This is a genomic window from Vreelandella lionensis (assembly GCF_002087295.1).
Taxonomy (GTDB): domain Bacteria; phylum Pseudomonadota; class Gammaproteobacteria; order Pseudomonadales; family Halomonadaceae; genus Vreelandella; species Vreelandella lionensis.
The window spans coordinates 19986-35645 of the sequence record NZ_MWVI01000084.1 but is presented as its reverse complement, the minus strand read 5'-3'; the positions used below and the strand labels follow the sequence as shown (position 1 = coordinate 35645).

Genomic DNA, 15660 nt, shown 5'->3' with positions numbered 1-15660 from the left:
TATTAACATTGAACAAGCGACTACGCTGAAGGTGGCAAGCGAGCACTTTCCAGGCGCAACCAGCACTGGAAACCGTATCTCCGCGGTGCTTTATAATGCAGCGGGACAGCAGGTAGCAGAAGCATCCAGCCCACGTGGCCATTTTGAAATGGTCCGCCAACTGCAGCCAGGCAATTATCAACTTGAAGTGACAGGCAATGCACTGGGAGGTACTAAAGAAAATGACAATAACCGCTATGAGTTACATGTTGACTATTAATATATAGTCACTAATTTAAGATACCGTGCCAGCCATTATGCTGGCCTTTTTATTTAACATATATTTCTATCGTTGCAGAAACCTATTCGTAACCCGTAGCTAGAATTTTAAACTAAATGAGCAGGCTATACTTGCCTGTATGTAGCACAAAGGTTCTATATTTTTAGTAAATACCATGTTCTTAACGAAGGAAAATCAATGCCAACGTCAACATCCACTGGCTCTGCACAGGTTTACCGGATGAAAACCGTAGCATATGTGCCCGTTAGGTTTGAAAACGGTTGATCTACTCAAGCGTAAAGGCTTTAAGGTCGACGATCATACCTTAACGTCTCGTGATGAAATCGATGCTTTCAAAAAACAGGAAAACGTCGACACGACGCCCCAGGTGTATATCGGTGACCAACGTATCGGTGGCCATGAAGAGCTGCGCAAACATCTGGGAATGAGCGTTCCCAAGGCAAAAGAAACCACTCACCGGCCGGTGATTGCCATTTTTGCTACTGCGCTGCTGATAGGCTTGGCGATTAGCTGGGCGACCCAAGGCACACTGTTTACTGCACGCATGCCGGAGTTCGCCGTTGCTACGGCGATGGTGCTGCTGGGCTTGCAGAAACTGCAAGATGTCGAAAGTTTCAGCAGTATGTTTTTGAATTACGACCTTTTGGCCCAGCGCTACGTGCCCTACAGCTATTTTTACCCCTACGCCGAGACACTTGCAGGCATTTTAATGCTGGCCGGAGCATTGATTTGGCTGGCAGCCCCACTGGCGCTATTTGTCGGTACGGTGGGGGCGGTTTCCGTGTTTAAAGCCGTGTATATCGATAAGCGTGAGCTGAAGTGCGCAGGCGTCGGTGGTAACAGCAATGTGCCGTTGGGTTTGTGTGTCACTAACCGAAAACCTCGTGATGATCGCTATGGGCCTGTGGATGCCGATGCGGATGTTGTTGGGGCAAGACCCGTACTCTTACGCCAAACCATGATATAGGTCAGTTAAATGACTGAACCATATTCAGGTTACGTTCAGCTAACTCAACCACACTTGGTGTTGAACTTATCCCACACTGGCCTAAGGCGGTGAACACGCACGCCTTAGGCTTAATCCATAGGAGTGTTTGCATGGCTGACCAGGATAGAACGCCACATTACGAAGAAGGAACCCTCTCACTAATCGGTGCCGTAGCACTTGGCACTGGAGTAATGATCGGCGCAGGAATCTTTGCGTTAACTGGACAGATGGCGGAAATGACCGGCCCTCTATTTCCCCTAGCCTTTTTGGCTGCCGAGGTCATTGTCTCTTTCAGCGCTTACTCTTACGTCAAAATTTCCAATACTTACCCATCTGCCGGGGGGATTGGCATGTATTTGCAAAAAGCGTATGGCTCAACGCTCCCCACCGCTTTCCATGCGCTATTGATGTATTTTTCCATGGTGATTGCGCAGAGCTTTTTGGCGAGAACTTTCGGTTCTTACACGCTGGAGCGATTTGACCTGGGTATCGCGCTGTGTTTGTGCCACTACTCGGTGTGGGCTTATTGCTCGCGGCTGTTTTGATCAATTTATCCACCAACAAGTTGATTGAAACAGTTGCCTCGGTGCTGGGTTTCTTCAAAATTGGCGGCATCATCGTGTTTGGTGTTGTCGGTGTTTTTATTGCAGATTCTATCGACATGGGTACTGGCGGGGGTGTGCCATCCCCAACCCTCTCAGGCTTCTTTGGCGCGGCGGCGCTCGGGATTTTTGCTTTCAAAGGTTTTACGACCATTACCAATAGTGGCTCGGAGCTGAAAAACCCAAAGCGCAACCTGGGCAAGGCCATCATGATCTCCATCGCGCTATGTGTAGTCATCTATGCGCTTGTGGGCTTTGCGGTGGCCAGCAATCTTTCCTTGTCTGAGATTATCGAAACTCAAGACTATTCGCTGGCGGCAGCGGCTCGGCCCGCACCTGGTGAAGCTGCCGTTGGCTTTACCGTTTTTTTAGCCATGCTAGCCACAGCAGGCGGGATCATCGCCATTGTTTTCGCCGTATCACGCATGCTAGCCATGCTGACTGAAATGAAATTGGTTCCACACCGCCACTTCCATATGCCAGGTAGCCTGCAAAAGCACACGTTGGTGTACACCATTGTGTTTGGCTTAATCTTGACTGCGTTTTTTGATCTTAGCCGTATCGCGGCGCTCGGCATTATTTTTTACTTGATCATGGATATCGCTATCCATTGGGGAGTGCTGCGCCATCTCAGGAAAAGTGTGGGCGCTATCGCGGTTATTCCAAGCATTGCCATTCTGCTAGATGTCCTCGTATTGAGTGGCTTTGTTTGGGAAAAAGCCACTTCAGATCCACTGGTACTTATCGTTGCCGCCGGATTGATGGCCGTGCTGCTCATCGGCGAATGGCTATTTCTTGCCAAGCGCAACAATTCAGCCGATAGCGAACAGTTTCATTCCCACTAACCACAACTGTACATCGAACCGCTCCGGCTTACCGGAGACTCCATATCTTGAGAGGATGGAGTCATGAACTCCCCAAAACGATATTCCTCAGAAGTCCGGGAGCGAGCTGTTCGATTAGTCCTTGAACAGGAAAGGCGAATACCCGTCCAAGTGGGCGGCGATCTGCTCCATTGCCAGCAAGTTTGGCTGTACACCAGACACCTTAAGAGTCTGGTGCAAACGCTCAGAACTCACGCAGGAAGATAGCTCGGCTAACCATGCATGAAAATGAACGACTCAAGCAGCTAGAGCGTGAAAACGTCGAATTGAAGCGTGCCAAGGAAATTCTCCGTAAGGCGGCTGCTTTTTTCGCGCACAGGCGGAGCTCGACCGCAAACCCAATTGATGGTGTCATTTATCGACGAGCATCGTGCTCAGTTCGGGGTCGAATCGATTTGTAGTCAGCTGCCAATCGCCCCATCGAAGTATTACCACCACAAGGCACTTTGAAGCCGATCCTGAACGACGAGCAGAGGGATATCGGCAGGATGCGTTTCTTACGGCTGAGATTCATCGGGTATGGGAGGAAGATTTCTGCGTTTACGGGTGCCCGTAAGGTCTGGCGTCAACTCCGCCTCGAAGGCGTTAATGTTGCTCGTTGCACTGTAGAACGGCTCATGCGCCGCCTGGGAATTCTTGGCGTGGTGCGAGGCCAACGCCCTTTCACGACCATCAGTGATCCCGGCCAGCAAAAGGCACCTGATTTAGTGAAACTTGACTTTACGGCCATGCGTCCACATCAGCTTTGGGTGGCCGATTTTACCTACGTCGCCACCTGGTCTGGCTTCGTTTATGTTGCGTTCGTTATCGATGTTTACGCACGATGTATCGTGAGTTGGCGTGTAGCGACGTCGATGAAAACGGGACAGGTACTGGACGCCCTGGAGCTAGCTCTGTGGGCACAAAAACACATACGAGGGTTGATCCATCATAGTGATCGGGGAAGACAACTTAGGTTCAAGGGGCCGTCGCAACACTGGCTTATGATGCTGAAAATAGTAGTTCTTTGAGAGCTTCAGCAGGTGTTTTCCAATCAAGTGTTTTACGAGGTCTGTCGTTGAGAGTCGTCGCGACAGCGTCAAGCTCATGCTCAGAATACCTGCTAATGTCAGTACCCTTGGGAAAGTATTGGCGCAGAAGACCATTGGTGTTCTCGTTAGTCCCACGCTGCCAGGGACTTCGGGGGTCACAGAAGTAGATTGCCAAGCCAGTATCAAGTCGTAGCTGTGCATGCTGGGCCAGCTCCGCGCCTTGATCCCAAGTGAGCGATTTCCGCAGCTGTTCGGGCAGTGTGGCGATCTTTATGGCGATAGCATCGCGAACAGCCTCAGCCCCGTGACCAGCCAAAGCAGGTCCGTTCTTAACTCTGGCGCCCGTTCCATGATCATGCATGGGCGGCAAGTGAAGAAGTAGCGTGAACCGACTCGTGCGCTCGACTAAGGTACCGATTGCGGAGCTGTTCAATCCAATGATTAGGTCGCCTTCCCAGTGGCCGGGGACAGCGCGATCAGCAACCTCCGCCGGGCGCTGGCTGATCATCACCTCGGGCGAGAGGTAGTGTTTACCGCGCTGCTGGGTTCTCGCTCGTGGTACCCGCAATGCCCGGCCAGTACGCAGTCACGCGGACAGTTCCCGACGAAGTGCCCCGCGGCCTTGAATGTAGAGGGCTTGATAGATCGCCTCGTGAGAAATCCTCATCGTCTCATCATCTGGAAAGTCTACCCGCAGTCGACGGCTGATCTGCTCAGGACTCCAACTGACTCCCCACCGCCGGTCGGCTCGGCGACCATGCCGCCGTCCTCGCCATGGCACATTCGGGCCGGGAATAGGTCTGCCTTCAGCATCGGTCACCTCGCCAGCCAGACGTGATTGCACGTAAGCCTGCAACCAGCCATTCCCTGCAAGCTTGGCAGTTTTGGGCCGTTTGGCGGCTAGCTCTGCTTTCCACTGCGCGACTGTGGCCCGGCACTCCAACACACCGCCCCGGGTCGCAGCGTTACGGCGCAATTCGCGCGAGATCGTCGACGGTGACCTTCCTAGACCCCGTGCAATCTCACGAACCCCGTGACCCTGGACTCGCAATAGTGCGAGTTCCTCGCGCTCTGGGAACGAAAAAATAACGCCCTGAGGGTGGCACCAAGTTAGAGGGTGCCATCCCGCCTGCCTCGCGGAACCACCGTGGCCCCAACGGTTGTGATACACCACACGCCAAAGCTGCATCCTCGCTCGATAACCCCTCAGCTATTCGCTTCCAGAATGCGCGATTGGTACTCCGCTGATTGATGCTTGGTCGACCAGGCGAACGCATCGGTGCTCGCCCAGTCTTTTCAGCGATCCAACTAGATGATCTTCCCATGTAACACCTCCAATATCGAGGTGTTGCGTCGACCGATTGAATCCGCCCAATATCCCTCGATTCGCTATACAGAGCGTATGGCTGACGAGGGTATCGTTGTCGTCAACTGGAGGAGTCGGGTGAAGCAGCCTGACTCAAACAAACCGGTCTCCAGAATAACCGGGGAGGTTCATCCCGGGGTTACTCGCTTTGAGAATAGAAATGCCGGCCCCAGTCATGGGCGCAAGCACACCGAGCTTGATGAGTAGCGGTCTGCAGTTCATCTTCCTAGTAGTTATAAACAGACACCTCAACTGTGCCAGTCCATGTTGTCACAGCGCCATGTAGTTCATGGCAAACACGGTGTAGATACGAACTGAATGTGCTTCTCTGGAAACCGGTGCAGCGCCTGCCAACTGATTGGACAACAACGGCATGCATAATTATCGAGGCAACGAGTGTTGCTATCTACTTTTGTGATCCACACAGCCTATGACAACGCGGTAGCAATAAAAACATCGACGGCTTAACACAGGCGAAAGGGGCGGAACTGCCGCGCCACACCCAAGAGGACATTGTATTACCAGTTGAATAGGAAGCGCCTTGACTTCAGGTGGCCAGTTGAGGCGCCTGGTCTAAACACCATGAATGCTCACCCGCCATCTATTAGGTAGCGTTGCACTCAGAGCCTGCACCCACCTTGCGGTTTATTACTTTTTGCACCATGTTTTAGGCAGCATATTCAGTTTGCATTCAGGTTTGATATCTACACTTGTATAAATGCGCTGCTTCAGCCTGCTACGTTGTAATTTACGGCAAGGATTTGCTGGCTAATGACGCGAGGGATTCGCATGGAACTGTTGACTCTGCTTATTGTTTTATTACTGAGCTTGGGCGCCGGCCTGCTAGTGCAGTGGCTGCCTATGCGCCACCAGCCGATAGCCACCTACCCGCAGCGCGCGCCTTTTCTAGGCGGTGGTACGCCAGATAGCCACGCCTGGAGCCGCTATCACGTCCGCTATTATCCCATGACGCTGCTGCTGATCGCCTTCGAAATGGAGATGATGTTCATGTATCCATGGGCGGTTGTCTTCGTAGAGAAGGGCATGATGGCAGTAATGGAGATGGGCATGTTCCTGGCCATCCTGTCGGTTGGCATTGTTTACGCCTGGCGTGAGGGGGTATTCAAGTGGCAGTGAACTGGCTACGGAAACTCTCTTCGCATAAGCGGGCTCCCGTATTTCCTGTGCTGGGCAAGCAGGGCGATAAAGCGCTGCGGTACCTCGCGCTATCGCCGGAAAATCGAACTGGTCGATTCGCCACGCCACGCCAGTGTGTTGCTGATTGCGGGGGAGGTTCCGGCTGATAGATTAGAGCCTCTACGTCGTGTTCACGATCAGTTGCCTGATCCTTTCACTACGCTGTGGTTTCGTAACGAACCGTGGCCTCATCTTGAAAACGTGGATCGGATCGATGATCTCACCGATTTACCTGCGGCCCTAACCAAAGCACATCGTGAACTGATGACAGGCCAGCGTGACAGTGGATGCCGCATCTTGTCGGATAGACCGCCCAATCCTTGGAAAGGTGAAGGAGACTTCGGCCAAGGTGGCGAAGGCATGATGGGTGGAGTGCCCTACGGGCGGCCCATGGCCATGAATATGCAGGAAGATATCAGCGATGGTTTGACGCTGGATTCGCTGACTTTTCGGCTCGGGCCGTTCTTCATGGCATTTCCGCCCGGCATGGCAGCGGAGGTTACGTTGCAGGGGGATCTGGTTCAGTCATGGGAAACGCAGTTGGAGCCGTATCCGCAACGCCTCGACGCGGTGTTTTTCAACGCTCGGAAGCACCCCGTCCCCATCGCCGAGATTGAGCTCGCACGGGCCCGTCATCATCTGCAGCGCCTGTACCATGCGCTGCATCTTGCTGGGCTGGAAGCACTCAGCCTAAGTTCCTTGCGCCTGGCACACGGTTTGTCGACATCAAGCACGCTAGATGGGCTACGTCGACGCCTGGTTCGCAGTGGCTTCTTTCATCTGGCTGCTGTAGGCGGTGGTGTGCTCAATACAGAGCAGGCCCGACAGTTTGGCGGGCCTGCCGCTCGTGCTGCCGGGCTGGCTGATGATTTGCGTTCACACGATGCCGGTTATCGCCGTCTAGGGTTTTCCCCCGTATGTCAGGACGGAGGAGGAGTCTCGGCCCGTTGGAAGCAAATCTTGGACGAAGTCGAACAATCCTTAGTGTTGGCACACCAGGCCGAACGGGATGAGGTGTACACGAACGATGTGGATTGCATCGAGACGCCACGGGGGCCGTGGGACGAACAGCCTCCCGAAGATGCTAGCGCGATTCTTGACGAGGTCTTACCAGGCCTGGAGTGGGGCGATGCACTGGCTACTATTGCTAGTCTGGATATAGCGGCGGTAGCCGATGGAGGGGGCGGAACACAGTCGCCTGGTGAGTCACGGGCAGTGCAGGGAGGTTCGGGTAATGTTGTTAAGTGAGCTGTTCCTGCCAGTACTGATGGTGATGTTCATGCTGACTGTCGGCGCCTACGTCGTGGCGGTGCTTGATCGGCTTATTGCCGGTGCATTCGGCGCCCCTCAGGCAGGCCGTGTCTGGCTTGCTCCCATGGCCCGAGGGGCTTGGCTGATGACCCAACACGCCAATGCCACCGAAGCACCGGACTGGCAGGCCTGGCGGCTGGCGCCGGCACTGTATTTGGCGTTGGCTGCAATCGGACTGGCCGTGGTGCCGTGGTCGGAGTCGCTGGTCGCCACTGACTTGGTCACCAGCGTGGTGCTGTGGGGCAGCGTGGAAGCATTAGCGACAGTGGTTATCTTCTTGCATGGCTGGTCGGCAAACGCGCTGCTGGCACTCATCGGCGGCTACCGTTATGTGGCGCTAGGGCTCTCTTACATCCTGATCAGCATGTTTGTGCTAATTGGCGTGGCATTGCCGGCCGAATCGCTACAGTTCACCCAAGTGGTCGCCTCGCAAGAAGCGCTGTGGAATGTCATACGCCAACGCTGGGGTTGCCATTGTTTCTGATTGTCGGCCTAGGCATGACCTTCTGGGGCCCGCTCAACCTTGCTGATTCGAAGGACCTGGCTGGAGGAACGGCTTCTGAGATCTCTGGGCCACCTCGGCTGGTCTGGGATGTGGCTCGGGGGGCCGTGTTGGTTGCTTTCAGTGGGGTGGCAGCAAGTGCTTTTTTAGGTGGCTGGATGGGACCTTGGCTACCCGGTCCGTTATGGATGGCCATCAAGATGCTGGCAGTGCTACTCGTGTTGCTATTGCTTGGACGGGTACTGCCGCGTATTGCCCCTGAGCGCTGCGTCACCTTGATGTGGGTGGTGCTGTTACCACTGTCGTTTATCGACCTGGTGTGGGCTGGCATAGGGGTGCTGCTATGAATCACGGCATTGGCATTGATATCACGTTTCTGTCATTGGCCACGCTCGCGGTGGTCACCGGATGGCGAGTGTTTCGTACCGATTCCATGGTACGCGCCTCCTTTTTCCTGCTGGTGTCGTTCATCGCCGTAGGCGTGATCATGATTCTGCTGGCAGCGGAATACCTGGGCGTGGCGATGTTCTTCATGATGGCTGTGGAGATGACGGTCATGGCGCTGTTCATGGTCATGTTCATGATGAATGCTGCCGGCCTTAACCCGATGAATATGGTTCACCAGGAACGTATCGCTATCGGGGCGGGGATTGTCGGCTTCCTGGTATTGGGCGCCATGGCGCTATTGGCTGCCTTTCCTGACCAGCCGGTCTCGGCAGACCTTGAGCCAGTTAGATCCCTAGGCAATGAGATGCTTGGTGACTCGATGCTGATCTTCGAGTCGGCGGGCATCGTGCTTTTAACCACCATGATCGGCGTGGTGGTGTTGTCGAGTCATCGGGGCCGCTATGGGGCGGCGGCAGTGGGTTCGCTACCGCCGGGGCTGGAGCCGGGTGGCGACCCGGCGGGTAAGCTCGAGGAGGACGAAGAGGAAGAGAGTGGTGGTCATCAACACCATCATCACCACTGACCAAGCAGACAGATAGGCAGGGAGGCTTGCATGACACTAACCACACTTTTGCTATTGGCAGCGGCACTGATTGGCATCGGGATTTATGGTGCGCTTTCCCAGCAATCGTTCGTGATGCTGATGATGGGACTGGAACTGATCCTCAATGGCGTCATGCTCGCCGCGGTGGCGTTCTGGGCCTTTAGCGGGGCTGGGGCGCCCGAAGGGCAACTGCTGACGATCATTGTTATGGCGGTGATGGCCATTGAGATGGCCATGGGATTTGCTTTGGTAGTAGCCGTCTTCCGCGGTAAGCAGGCCGACATGACCGAGTCACTGACCGGGTTGAAGCACTGATGTTGTGGTTTGTTCCTCTTTTCCCACTGCTTGCCGCCCCCGGGATGTATTGGCTTGGCAAGCGCTTGTCCGCTAGGGATAGTGGTCGAGCCGTGTTGGGCCTGATGGGGGCGGCAGTCGCTGTCGTTACCCTGCTGCTCGCGAGTGTGGCGCTCATGGGGGACTGGGGTGGTGCCTATCGCTGGAGCTCACGGATCGTCCTGTCGGTTGGGATGACACCAGCGAGCGCTGTATTTGCCATCGTCGTGCCACTGATCGCTACACTGATCATAGCCTATAGCGCCTACCATGAGTCTGAGCCCGTCAGTGAGGGCGTGCCAACGCGTCTACCCGTCAGGTTGGTCGGTCTGCTGACGGCATTTGTCGGGGCGATGGAGCTTCTCGTGCTGGCTGAGGATCTGGTGACCCTGCTGATCGCCTGGGAGCTGGTCGGGGCCTGTTCATGGGCACTGATTGCCCACGAGTGGCAAGAGGGCGACAACCTGCGGGATGCCGCCTGGGCGTTCCTGGTCACTCGCTTCGGGGATCTGGGGCTGTACATTGCAGCGGCGGCAGCGTTTGCCGGCACTGGCTCGTTTGCCTTTGCTGACCTGTCCCAACTCGATGGATGGCTACTTGATGTGTTTGGTGCCGGCGCCGTGTTGGCTGCAGCGGCCAAGTCCGCCCAGGTTCCCTTCTCGCCATGGTTGTTTGCCGCCCTGTCTGGGCCAACACCGGTGTCGGCATTGCTCCACGCGGCGACCATGGTCGCCGCAGGTATCTATCTGGTGATTCGGCTGCATGCGGAGATGGCTGCCGTTGCCTGGTTTGGGCCGGTTGCCATCACGTTAGGCTTGGCCAGCGCGCTGGCAGGGGGGGTCGTGGCCTATCTGCAAAGGCATGCCAAGAAGCTGCTGGCCGCCTCGACATCGGCTCAGTATGGCCTGATGTGGTTAGCGGTATGGGCAGGCTTTCCCGGTGTCGCCCTGGTGCACTTCGTCACACACGCCTTCACGAAAGCGGCTTTGTTCCTAGCAGCCGGCATTGCCGAACGTCATGTCGGCAGCTACTCGCTAAATACGATGCGCCTCGGGCGACTGCTTCCGGGGATTGCAGTGGCGACCATGGTGGCCAGTCTGGCGCTGGCAGGGGTTATCCCGCTGGGGGCATCCTGGAGCAAGGAGAAGATCATTACTGCTGCTGGCCATCAGGCGTCCTGGCTGGCCGTGATCGCCGCCATCGCTGGTGGGCTCAGCGCGTTGTATGCAACACGCTTTCAGTTGCTCGCATTTGGACGAGGTCTGCATGGCCCCACGAAAACTGCCCCATCACAGCCAGGGCACTCCTCGGTTGAGGCCGGCTCGCTCTACCTGCTTTCGGCAGGCACGCTAGTGCTATCTCTGCTCTGGTGGCCCGGTGTGGGAAACGACCTTGCTAACCTGCTATCGATCCAGCTTCCCCAAACCAAACTGTGGGAACTGATCCTGTCGCTACTGCTGGTGGCGCTAGGCATTGGCGCTGGGTTTTGGGCGGTGCGCCGAGAGGGGTCGAATCAGAGCCGACAGAGCGAGACGCATGCTGCTATGGCGAACTGGTTTGGCCTGCCAGCTCTGGCAGAGCGGGGGATTTCTACCTTCATGAGGTTCAGCCATGGCCTGGCACGTTTCGATGATCGCGTAGTGGATGCTGGATTACGGGGCCGCGGAGTAAGTGCTGCGATATCCTTCAGCCATGGCCTGGCACGCTTCGACGATCGAGCTGTAGATGCTGGCATCCGCGCCAGCGCCCGTTTTGGCGTGTGGCTGGCCAAGGTCAGTGATCGACGGCGAAGGGGCATTCGATGGCGCAACGAGCCTACTAGCGAGAGGCGTTGACTGGGCGGGCCAAGTAGCGCGGCAGGCCCATACCGGACAGACGCATCATTACTACACCGGTATCGCGGCAGGGTTCGCCGTAATTTTTATAATCTTGGGCATAGGAGCACTCCTTTGATTCTCACCGCACCCTTGGGCCTTCCCATGCTGGGAGCTCTCGTACTCGCCGTTTCACGCCGTTGGACAGAGACCACGGCTCGCCTGTTTGCTGTGGGGGTTTCCCTATTGCCTGTATTACTGCTGGCCTGGGCTTGGCTGCAGTTCGATACCCAAGGCGCACTATTTCAATTTGTCGAAGAGGTGCCTTGGGTACCCAGCCTGGGCATGGCATACCGGCTAGGCGTAGACGGCATCGCGCTGGCTATCGCGACGATGAGTTCCTTGGTCTTCGCTGCCAGTATTGCCTATCCCATTAACACGCAGAACCAGCCTCGGCAGTACTACGCTTGGATGCTCTTTCTGCAGTCCGTGTCGCTTGGCGTCTTCCTCTCATTGGACCTGCTGCTCTTCTATGTCTTTTTCGACCTGAGCCTGGTGGGGATGTTTTTCCTGATCGGCCGCTGGGGGCACGGTCTGGCCGAGCATTCAGCATTCAAGTTCTTTCTTTACACTTTCTGTGGTTCGCTACTGTTGTTGCTGGCATTCATCGGGATTTATCTATCAGTCGAGCCACACACCTTTGACATGCGAGTGCTGATCGAGCAGCAGCCATTGGCGGGAGCGGGTGTGTCTGCTGGCCTCATATTTCTCGCCCTCATGCTCGGCTTCGCCATCAAGACTCCCATCGTGCCCGTGCCTACCTGGTTGCCCAAGCGCATGTCGACGCTCCCGGACCGGCCTCGGCAGTTCTCGCCGGGGTGCTGCTCAAGATGGGCACCTACGGTATTCTGAGGATTCCGTACTCAATGATGGGGGAGACCTTTGCCCGCTACGCTCTGATTATCGCTCTCTTTGCTGTGGTTTCTATTCTCTATGGTGCCCTCGTGGCATTTGGCCAGGGAAATTTGAAACGACGCATTGCCTATACCTCTATCAATCATATGGGCTACACGGTGCTAGGGATCGCCGTGGCTGGCGCCTTGTTCCAGGATGCGGTATATGCCCGCGAGATGGCACTGATAGGGGCCCCGGTAGAGATGGTGGAACACGGACTGATTACCGGGGCGCTGTTTCTGATCTGCGGCTCGTTCCGGCAGCGCACCGAGGAATACGATTTGGATAGCTATGGTGGGCTGCTCCGACAGGCACCGCTATTGGCAACGTTCGCCATACTCGCCTCGTTTGCCAGGCTGGGGCTTCCTGGTCTGGCCGGCTTCGTGGCGGAGTTCCATATCTTTGCCGGCACCTTTGCCGTCTACCCTTGGCTCGCTGTCATTGGTGTGCTGGGCATTCTGATCACGGCAGCGTTGTTTCTGCAGATGCTGCAAAAACTGTTCTTCGGGGCGATGCCGCAGCGATGGGCGAGTTGTCGGGGTGCTGTCGGCAGGCTTCGTGATCATTGGTATTGCGCCGCAGTTCCTGCTGACCCTCATAGAGGCTTCAGCAACGCTGTTGGTAGGAGCCCGCTGATGCCTATTGGTGATGTGTTGCCGGAAATCAGCCTGACGCTCGGTGCTGTGATTATCGTATTGTTCGCGGCTTTCGCCCGACAACACCAGCATGTCTGGGCGGCTGTACTGGCGTTGCTCACGATTGGGCTTTGTATTGGGTTGACCTTTACGCAGTGGGATGGACCGCCGAGGCTGACGTTCTCGGGTGTGTGGGCCCTGGACGGCATGGCACTCTCCAGCAAACTAGTCGTGTTGATTGCCGGCGCGCTGGTTATTGCCATGTCCCCTGAGTGGATGCAGACCGATCGCCGCCATGCCGAGTATTACGCATTGATGTTGTTCGCGCTGTTGGGTGTGATCATGATGGCGTCAGCCAGTGACACCATGGAACTGGTCGTCGGTGTGTTGCTGTCGTCGGTGGCCAGCTATCCGCTGGCTGCCTATCACCGCACCTGGGCACCCGCCCTGGAAGCTGGCATGAAGTATTTTCTGATGGGAGCCTTGACCAACACTTTACTGACGATAGGCGTTGTCGTGTTGTTCGGCCTGACTGGTAACACAGGCTATCCAGAAATCGCACAAAAACTTTCCGTAGGTCACGACAGCCTGGCGCTAACCATCGCCACTGCCTCTATCATACTGGGCTTGTCCTTCAAGCTGGCGGCTTTTCCGGCCCACGCCTGGATGCCGGATGTAGCCCAAGGTTCCCCGGCACCGGTGGCAGCCTTCTTGACCGTAATTCCCAAGATTGGCGCTGCCGTCGCATTGGCCCGTTTCGTGTCATTAATGCCGCCGGATGTCGCCTGGCGAGCGATTGTGGCTCTGATCTCGGTCACGACCATGACGCTGGGTAACGTGGCTGCCCTTCGACAGACAGATGTACGGCGCCTGCTGGGTTGGTCATCGGTTTCCCAGTCCGGCTATGCCTTGATGGCGATCGTGGTAATGGGAACAAGCGACCAGGCTCTACCGGCGCTGGTGTTCTTTTTGGCCAGCTACGCCATTGCTAACTTGGCGGCTTTCGCTGTGGTCACCTATCTGAGAGGGCGCACTGCACTGGAGAGCTATCAGGGGCTAGCCAGACAGGCCCCTATTGCCACAACGATACTAATCGCTTCGCTACTTTCTTTAGTGGGTATCCCGCCGCTGATCGGTTTTTTTGGCAAACTCATGTTGTTCAGCGTCACGATTGAGGGGGGATACGCTTGGCTGGCATTCGTGGCTGCCGCCAACACCGTTGTCTCGCTGTTCTATTACCTGCGCATCGTGGCGCGGATGATGTTTAGCGATACCCGACCCCACTGTGCATGTACTGGTGGGCCAGTGGGCACGAACCACCATGATCGTGTCTGGCTTGCTGTTGATTGTCGGTGGGCTTGGTGCAGAAATGCTAATGGAGTTCACGGATTCGATAGGCTTTGTGCGTTAGGCCTGGCCTGCCGAATCAAGCTAAACGGAGTAATACTTAGAGGGAGTTATTTATGTCACCTATTCAAGATTTAACTATCGAAACAATCGATAGCATTCATACCAAGGAGTGGCTGCGTGCGTACCAGCGGGTTCGTGCCGCCACCGACGCAATTTGCGAACCTCTGCATAAAGAAGATTACATGGTGCAGAGCATGCCGGACGTCAGTCCCCCGAAATGGCACATCGCCCATGTCAGCTGGTTCTTCGAAGCCTTCATCCTCAAGCCGTTTCACCCCAGCTACCAGACCCTCGACCCCGCATACGATTACCTTTTCAACTCTTACTATGAGACCCACGGTACGCCGTTTCCTCGTCCTGAACGCGGCATGATTTCGCGCCCCACAGTGGATGACGTCTATCGCTATCGCGCGCACATTAATCAGGCCATGGAAGAATTGCTCAACGACCCTCCGCAAGAACACCTGCAGGAGATTCTCCATCGTCTGGAGCTTGGGTTGCCTCACGAGCAGCAACATCAGGAACTGCTATTCATGGACATAAAGCATATCCTGGCCCAGAACCCGCTCTGCCCAGTCTATCGAGGTGATCTTGTGTCGGCACCCGCCCATGAGGTCGGTGAACTCGGTTGGCACGCTTATCCAGCCGGCGTGCGGCAGATAGGTCATGATGCCAACGATAGCCGTTTTGCCTACGACAACGAAATGGGGCGTCATCGTCAATTCATTGAGGCTTTCCAGATCGCTGACCGTCCGGTTACCAATGGTGAATTTCTCACGTTCATGCAGGCGGGGGGATACGACAAACCTGACTATTGGCTGTCGGATGGCTGGGCCACGGTCAAGGCGGAAGGCTGGAAGGCGCCACTTTACTGGGTCGAGCGGGACGGCGTCTGGCATCACTATACGTTAAGCGGGCTGGTGCCAGTGGACGTGAATGCGCCGGTTTGCCATGTCAGCTTCTACGAGGCCGATGCCTATGCCCAATGGGCCGGCGCACGCCTACCTACTGAGGCCGAGTGGGAGGCGGTGGCTCAACATGTCCCCCTGCATGGCAACTTCGTCGAACAAGGCCATCTTCAGCCGGTCGCGGCTGCCCCCGGCGGATCCAGCGAGGGGCCGAGGCAGATGTTCGGTGATGTTTGGGAGTGGACCGGCAGCGCCTATCGGCCCTATCCAGGATTTCGCAAGTTGCCGGGCAGCTTAGGTGAATACAACGGCAAGTTTATGTCGGGGCAGATGGTGCTTCGAGGTGGCTGTTGTGCCACCCCGGAAGACCATATCCGCACGACCTATCGTAATTTTTTCCCACCTCATGCCCGTTGGGCATTTTCCGGATTCCGTCTTGCTAAGGAGAGCTAAT

The 15660-nt window shown here is 55.9% G+C and carries 14 protein-coding genes, 2 pseudogenes and 1 other annotated feature; of the genes and pseudogenes, 15 read left to right on the top strand and 1 reads right to left on the bottom strand.

All coding sequences use genetic code 11. From position 1 onward, the window contains the following. The 5 genes from B4967_RS18070 to B4967_RS12235 all read left to right on the top strand — a co-directional run. Positions 1–259 (top strand): hypothetical protein (locus B4967_RS18070; RefSeq protein WP_161491510.1); only part of this gene is annotated, 259 nt, incomplete at its 5' end. A gap of 271 nt (positions 260–530) precedes the next feature. Continuing rightward, positions 531–1247, top strand: coding sequence for a MauE/DoxX family redox-associated membrane protein (locus tag B4967_RS12245; protein ID WP_243470559.1), 717 nt, complete (start codon positions 531–533; stop codon positions 1245–1247). Positions 1248–1378: 131 nt separating this feature from the next. Next, positions 1379–1813, top strand: coding sequence for an amino acid permease (locus B4967_RS21575; protein WP_479694233.1), 435 nt, complete (start codon positions 1379–1381; stop codon positions 1811–1813). Then, entirely contained in the window at positions 1765–2715 is a 951-nt protein-coding gene (locus tag B4967_RS12240; RefSeq protein WP_479694232.1) for an APC family permease, read from the top strand. The genes B4967_RS21575 and B4967_RS12240 overlap by 49 nt, the downstream gene beginning before the upstream one ends. 340 nt (positions 2716–3055) lie before the next feature. Continuing rightward, positions 3056–3174, top strand: a sequence feature (AL1L pseudoknot). A gap of 26 nt (positions 3175–3200) precedes the next feature. Further along, a complete protein-coding gene (locus tag B4967_RS12235; protein ID WP_083025454.1) occupies positions 3201–3764 on the top strand; it encodes a DDE-type integrase/transposase/recombinase in 564 nt (187 codons plus the stop codon). Here the strand turns inward: B4967_RS12235 and B4967_RS12230 are convergent. Further along, positions 3736–5110, bottom strand: a pseudogene (locus tag B4967_RS12230) (IS30 family transposase). The gene B4967_RS12235 and the pseudogene B4967_RS12230 overlap by 29 nt on opposite strands. Before the next feature lie 830 nt (positions 5111–5940). Between B4967_RS12230 and B4967_RS12225 the strand changes: the two are divergent. The 10 genes and pseudogenes from B4967_RS12225 to egtB all read left to right on the top strand — a co-directional run bounded on the left by B4967_RS12225 (position 5941) and on the right by egtB (position 15659). After that, positions 5941–6288: an NADH-quinone oxidoreductase subunit A gene (locus B4967_RS12225; RefSeq protein ID WP_035556078.1), complete on the top strand. Its 348-nt coding sequence runs from the start codon at positions 5941–5943 to the stop codon at positions 6286–6288. Positions 6289–6645: 357 nt separating this feature from the next. Then, complete coding sequence (locus B4967_RS12220; RefSeq protein WP_161491509.1) at positions 6646–7596, top strand: NADH-quinone oxidoreductase subunit D-related protein; 951 nt, start codon at positions 6646–6648, stop codon at positions 7594–7596. Then, entirely contained in the window at positions 7583–8143 is a 561-nt protein-coding gene (locus tag B4967_RS20440) for an NADH-quinone oxidoreductase subunit H (protein ID WP_207953627.1), read from the top strand. Before B4967_RS12220 ends, B4967_RS20440 begins: the two co-directional genes overlap by 14 nt. After that, entirely contained in the window at positions 8134–8508 is a 375-nt protein-coding gene (locus tag B4967_RS20435) for an NADH-quinone oxidoreductase subunit H (protein WP_207953626.1), read from the top strand. The genes B4967_RS20440 and B4967_RS20435 overlap by 10 nt, the downstream gene beginning before the upstream one ends. Further along, positions 8505–9131: an NADH-quinone oxidoreductase subunit J gene (locus B4967_RS12210; RefSeq protein ID WP_083025451.1), complete on the top strand. Its 627-nt coding sequence runs from the start codon at positions 8505–8507 to the stop codon at positions 9129–9131. Before B4967_RS20435 ends, B4967_RS12210 begins: the two co-directional genes overlap by 4 nt. A gap of 30 nt (positions 9132–9161) precedes the next feature. Then, positions 9162–9467, top strand: coding sequence for an NADH-quinone oxidoreductase subunit NuoK (nuoK, locus tag B4967_RS12205; RefSeq protein WP_035413666.1), 306 nt, complete (start codon positions 9162–9164; stop codon positions 9465–9467). Beyond that, positions 9467–11320, top strand: coding sequence for an NADH-quinone oxidoreductase subunit 5 family protein (locus B4967_RS12200; protein ID WP_139794484.1), 1854 nt, complete (start codon positions 9467–9469; stop codon positions 11318–11320). Before nuoK ends, B4967_RS12200 begins: the two co-directional genes overlap by 1 nt. Positions 11321–11464: 144 nt before the next feature. Continuing rightward, positions 11465–12660: pseudogene (locus tag B4967_RS21370) on the top strand (complex I subunit 4 family protein); the annotation flags it as partial. A gap of 78 nt (positions 12661–12738) precedes the next feature. Then, positions 12739–14373, top strand: a complete 1635-nt coding sequence (locus tag B4967_RS18335) for an NADH-quinone oxidoreductase subunit N (RefSeq protein ID WP_422821855.1) — start codon at positions 12739–12741, stop codon at positions 14371–14373. Beyond that, positions 14352–15659, top strand: coding sequence for an ergothioneine biosynthesis protein EgtB (gene egtB / locus B4967_RS12185; protein WP_083025449.1), 1308 nt, complete (start codon positions 14352–14354; stop codon positions 15657–15659). Before B4967_RS18335 ends, egtB begins: the two co-directional genes overlap by 22 nt. Position 15660: the final 1 nt, after the last annotated feature.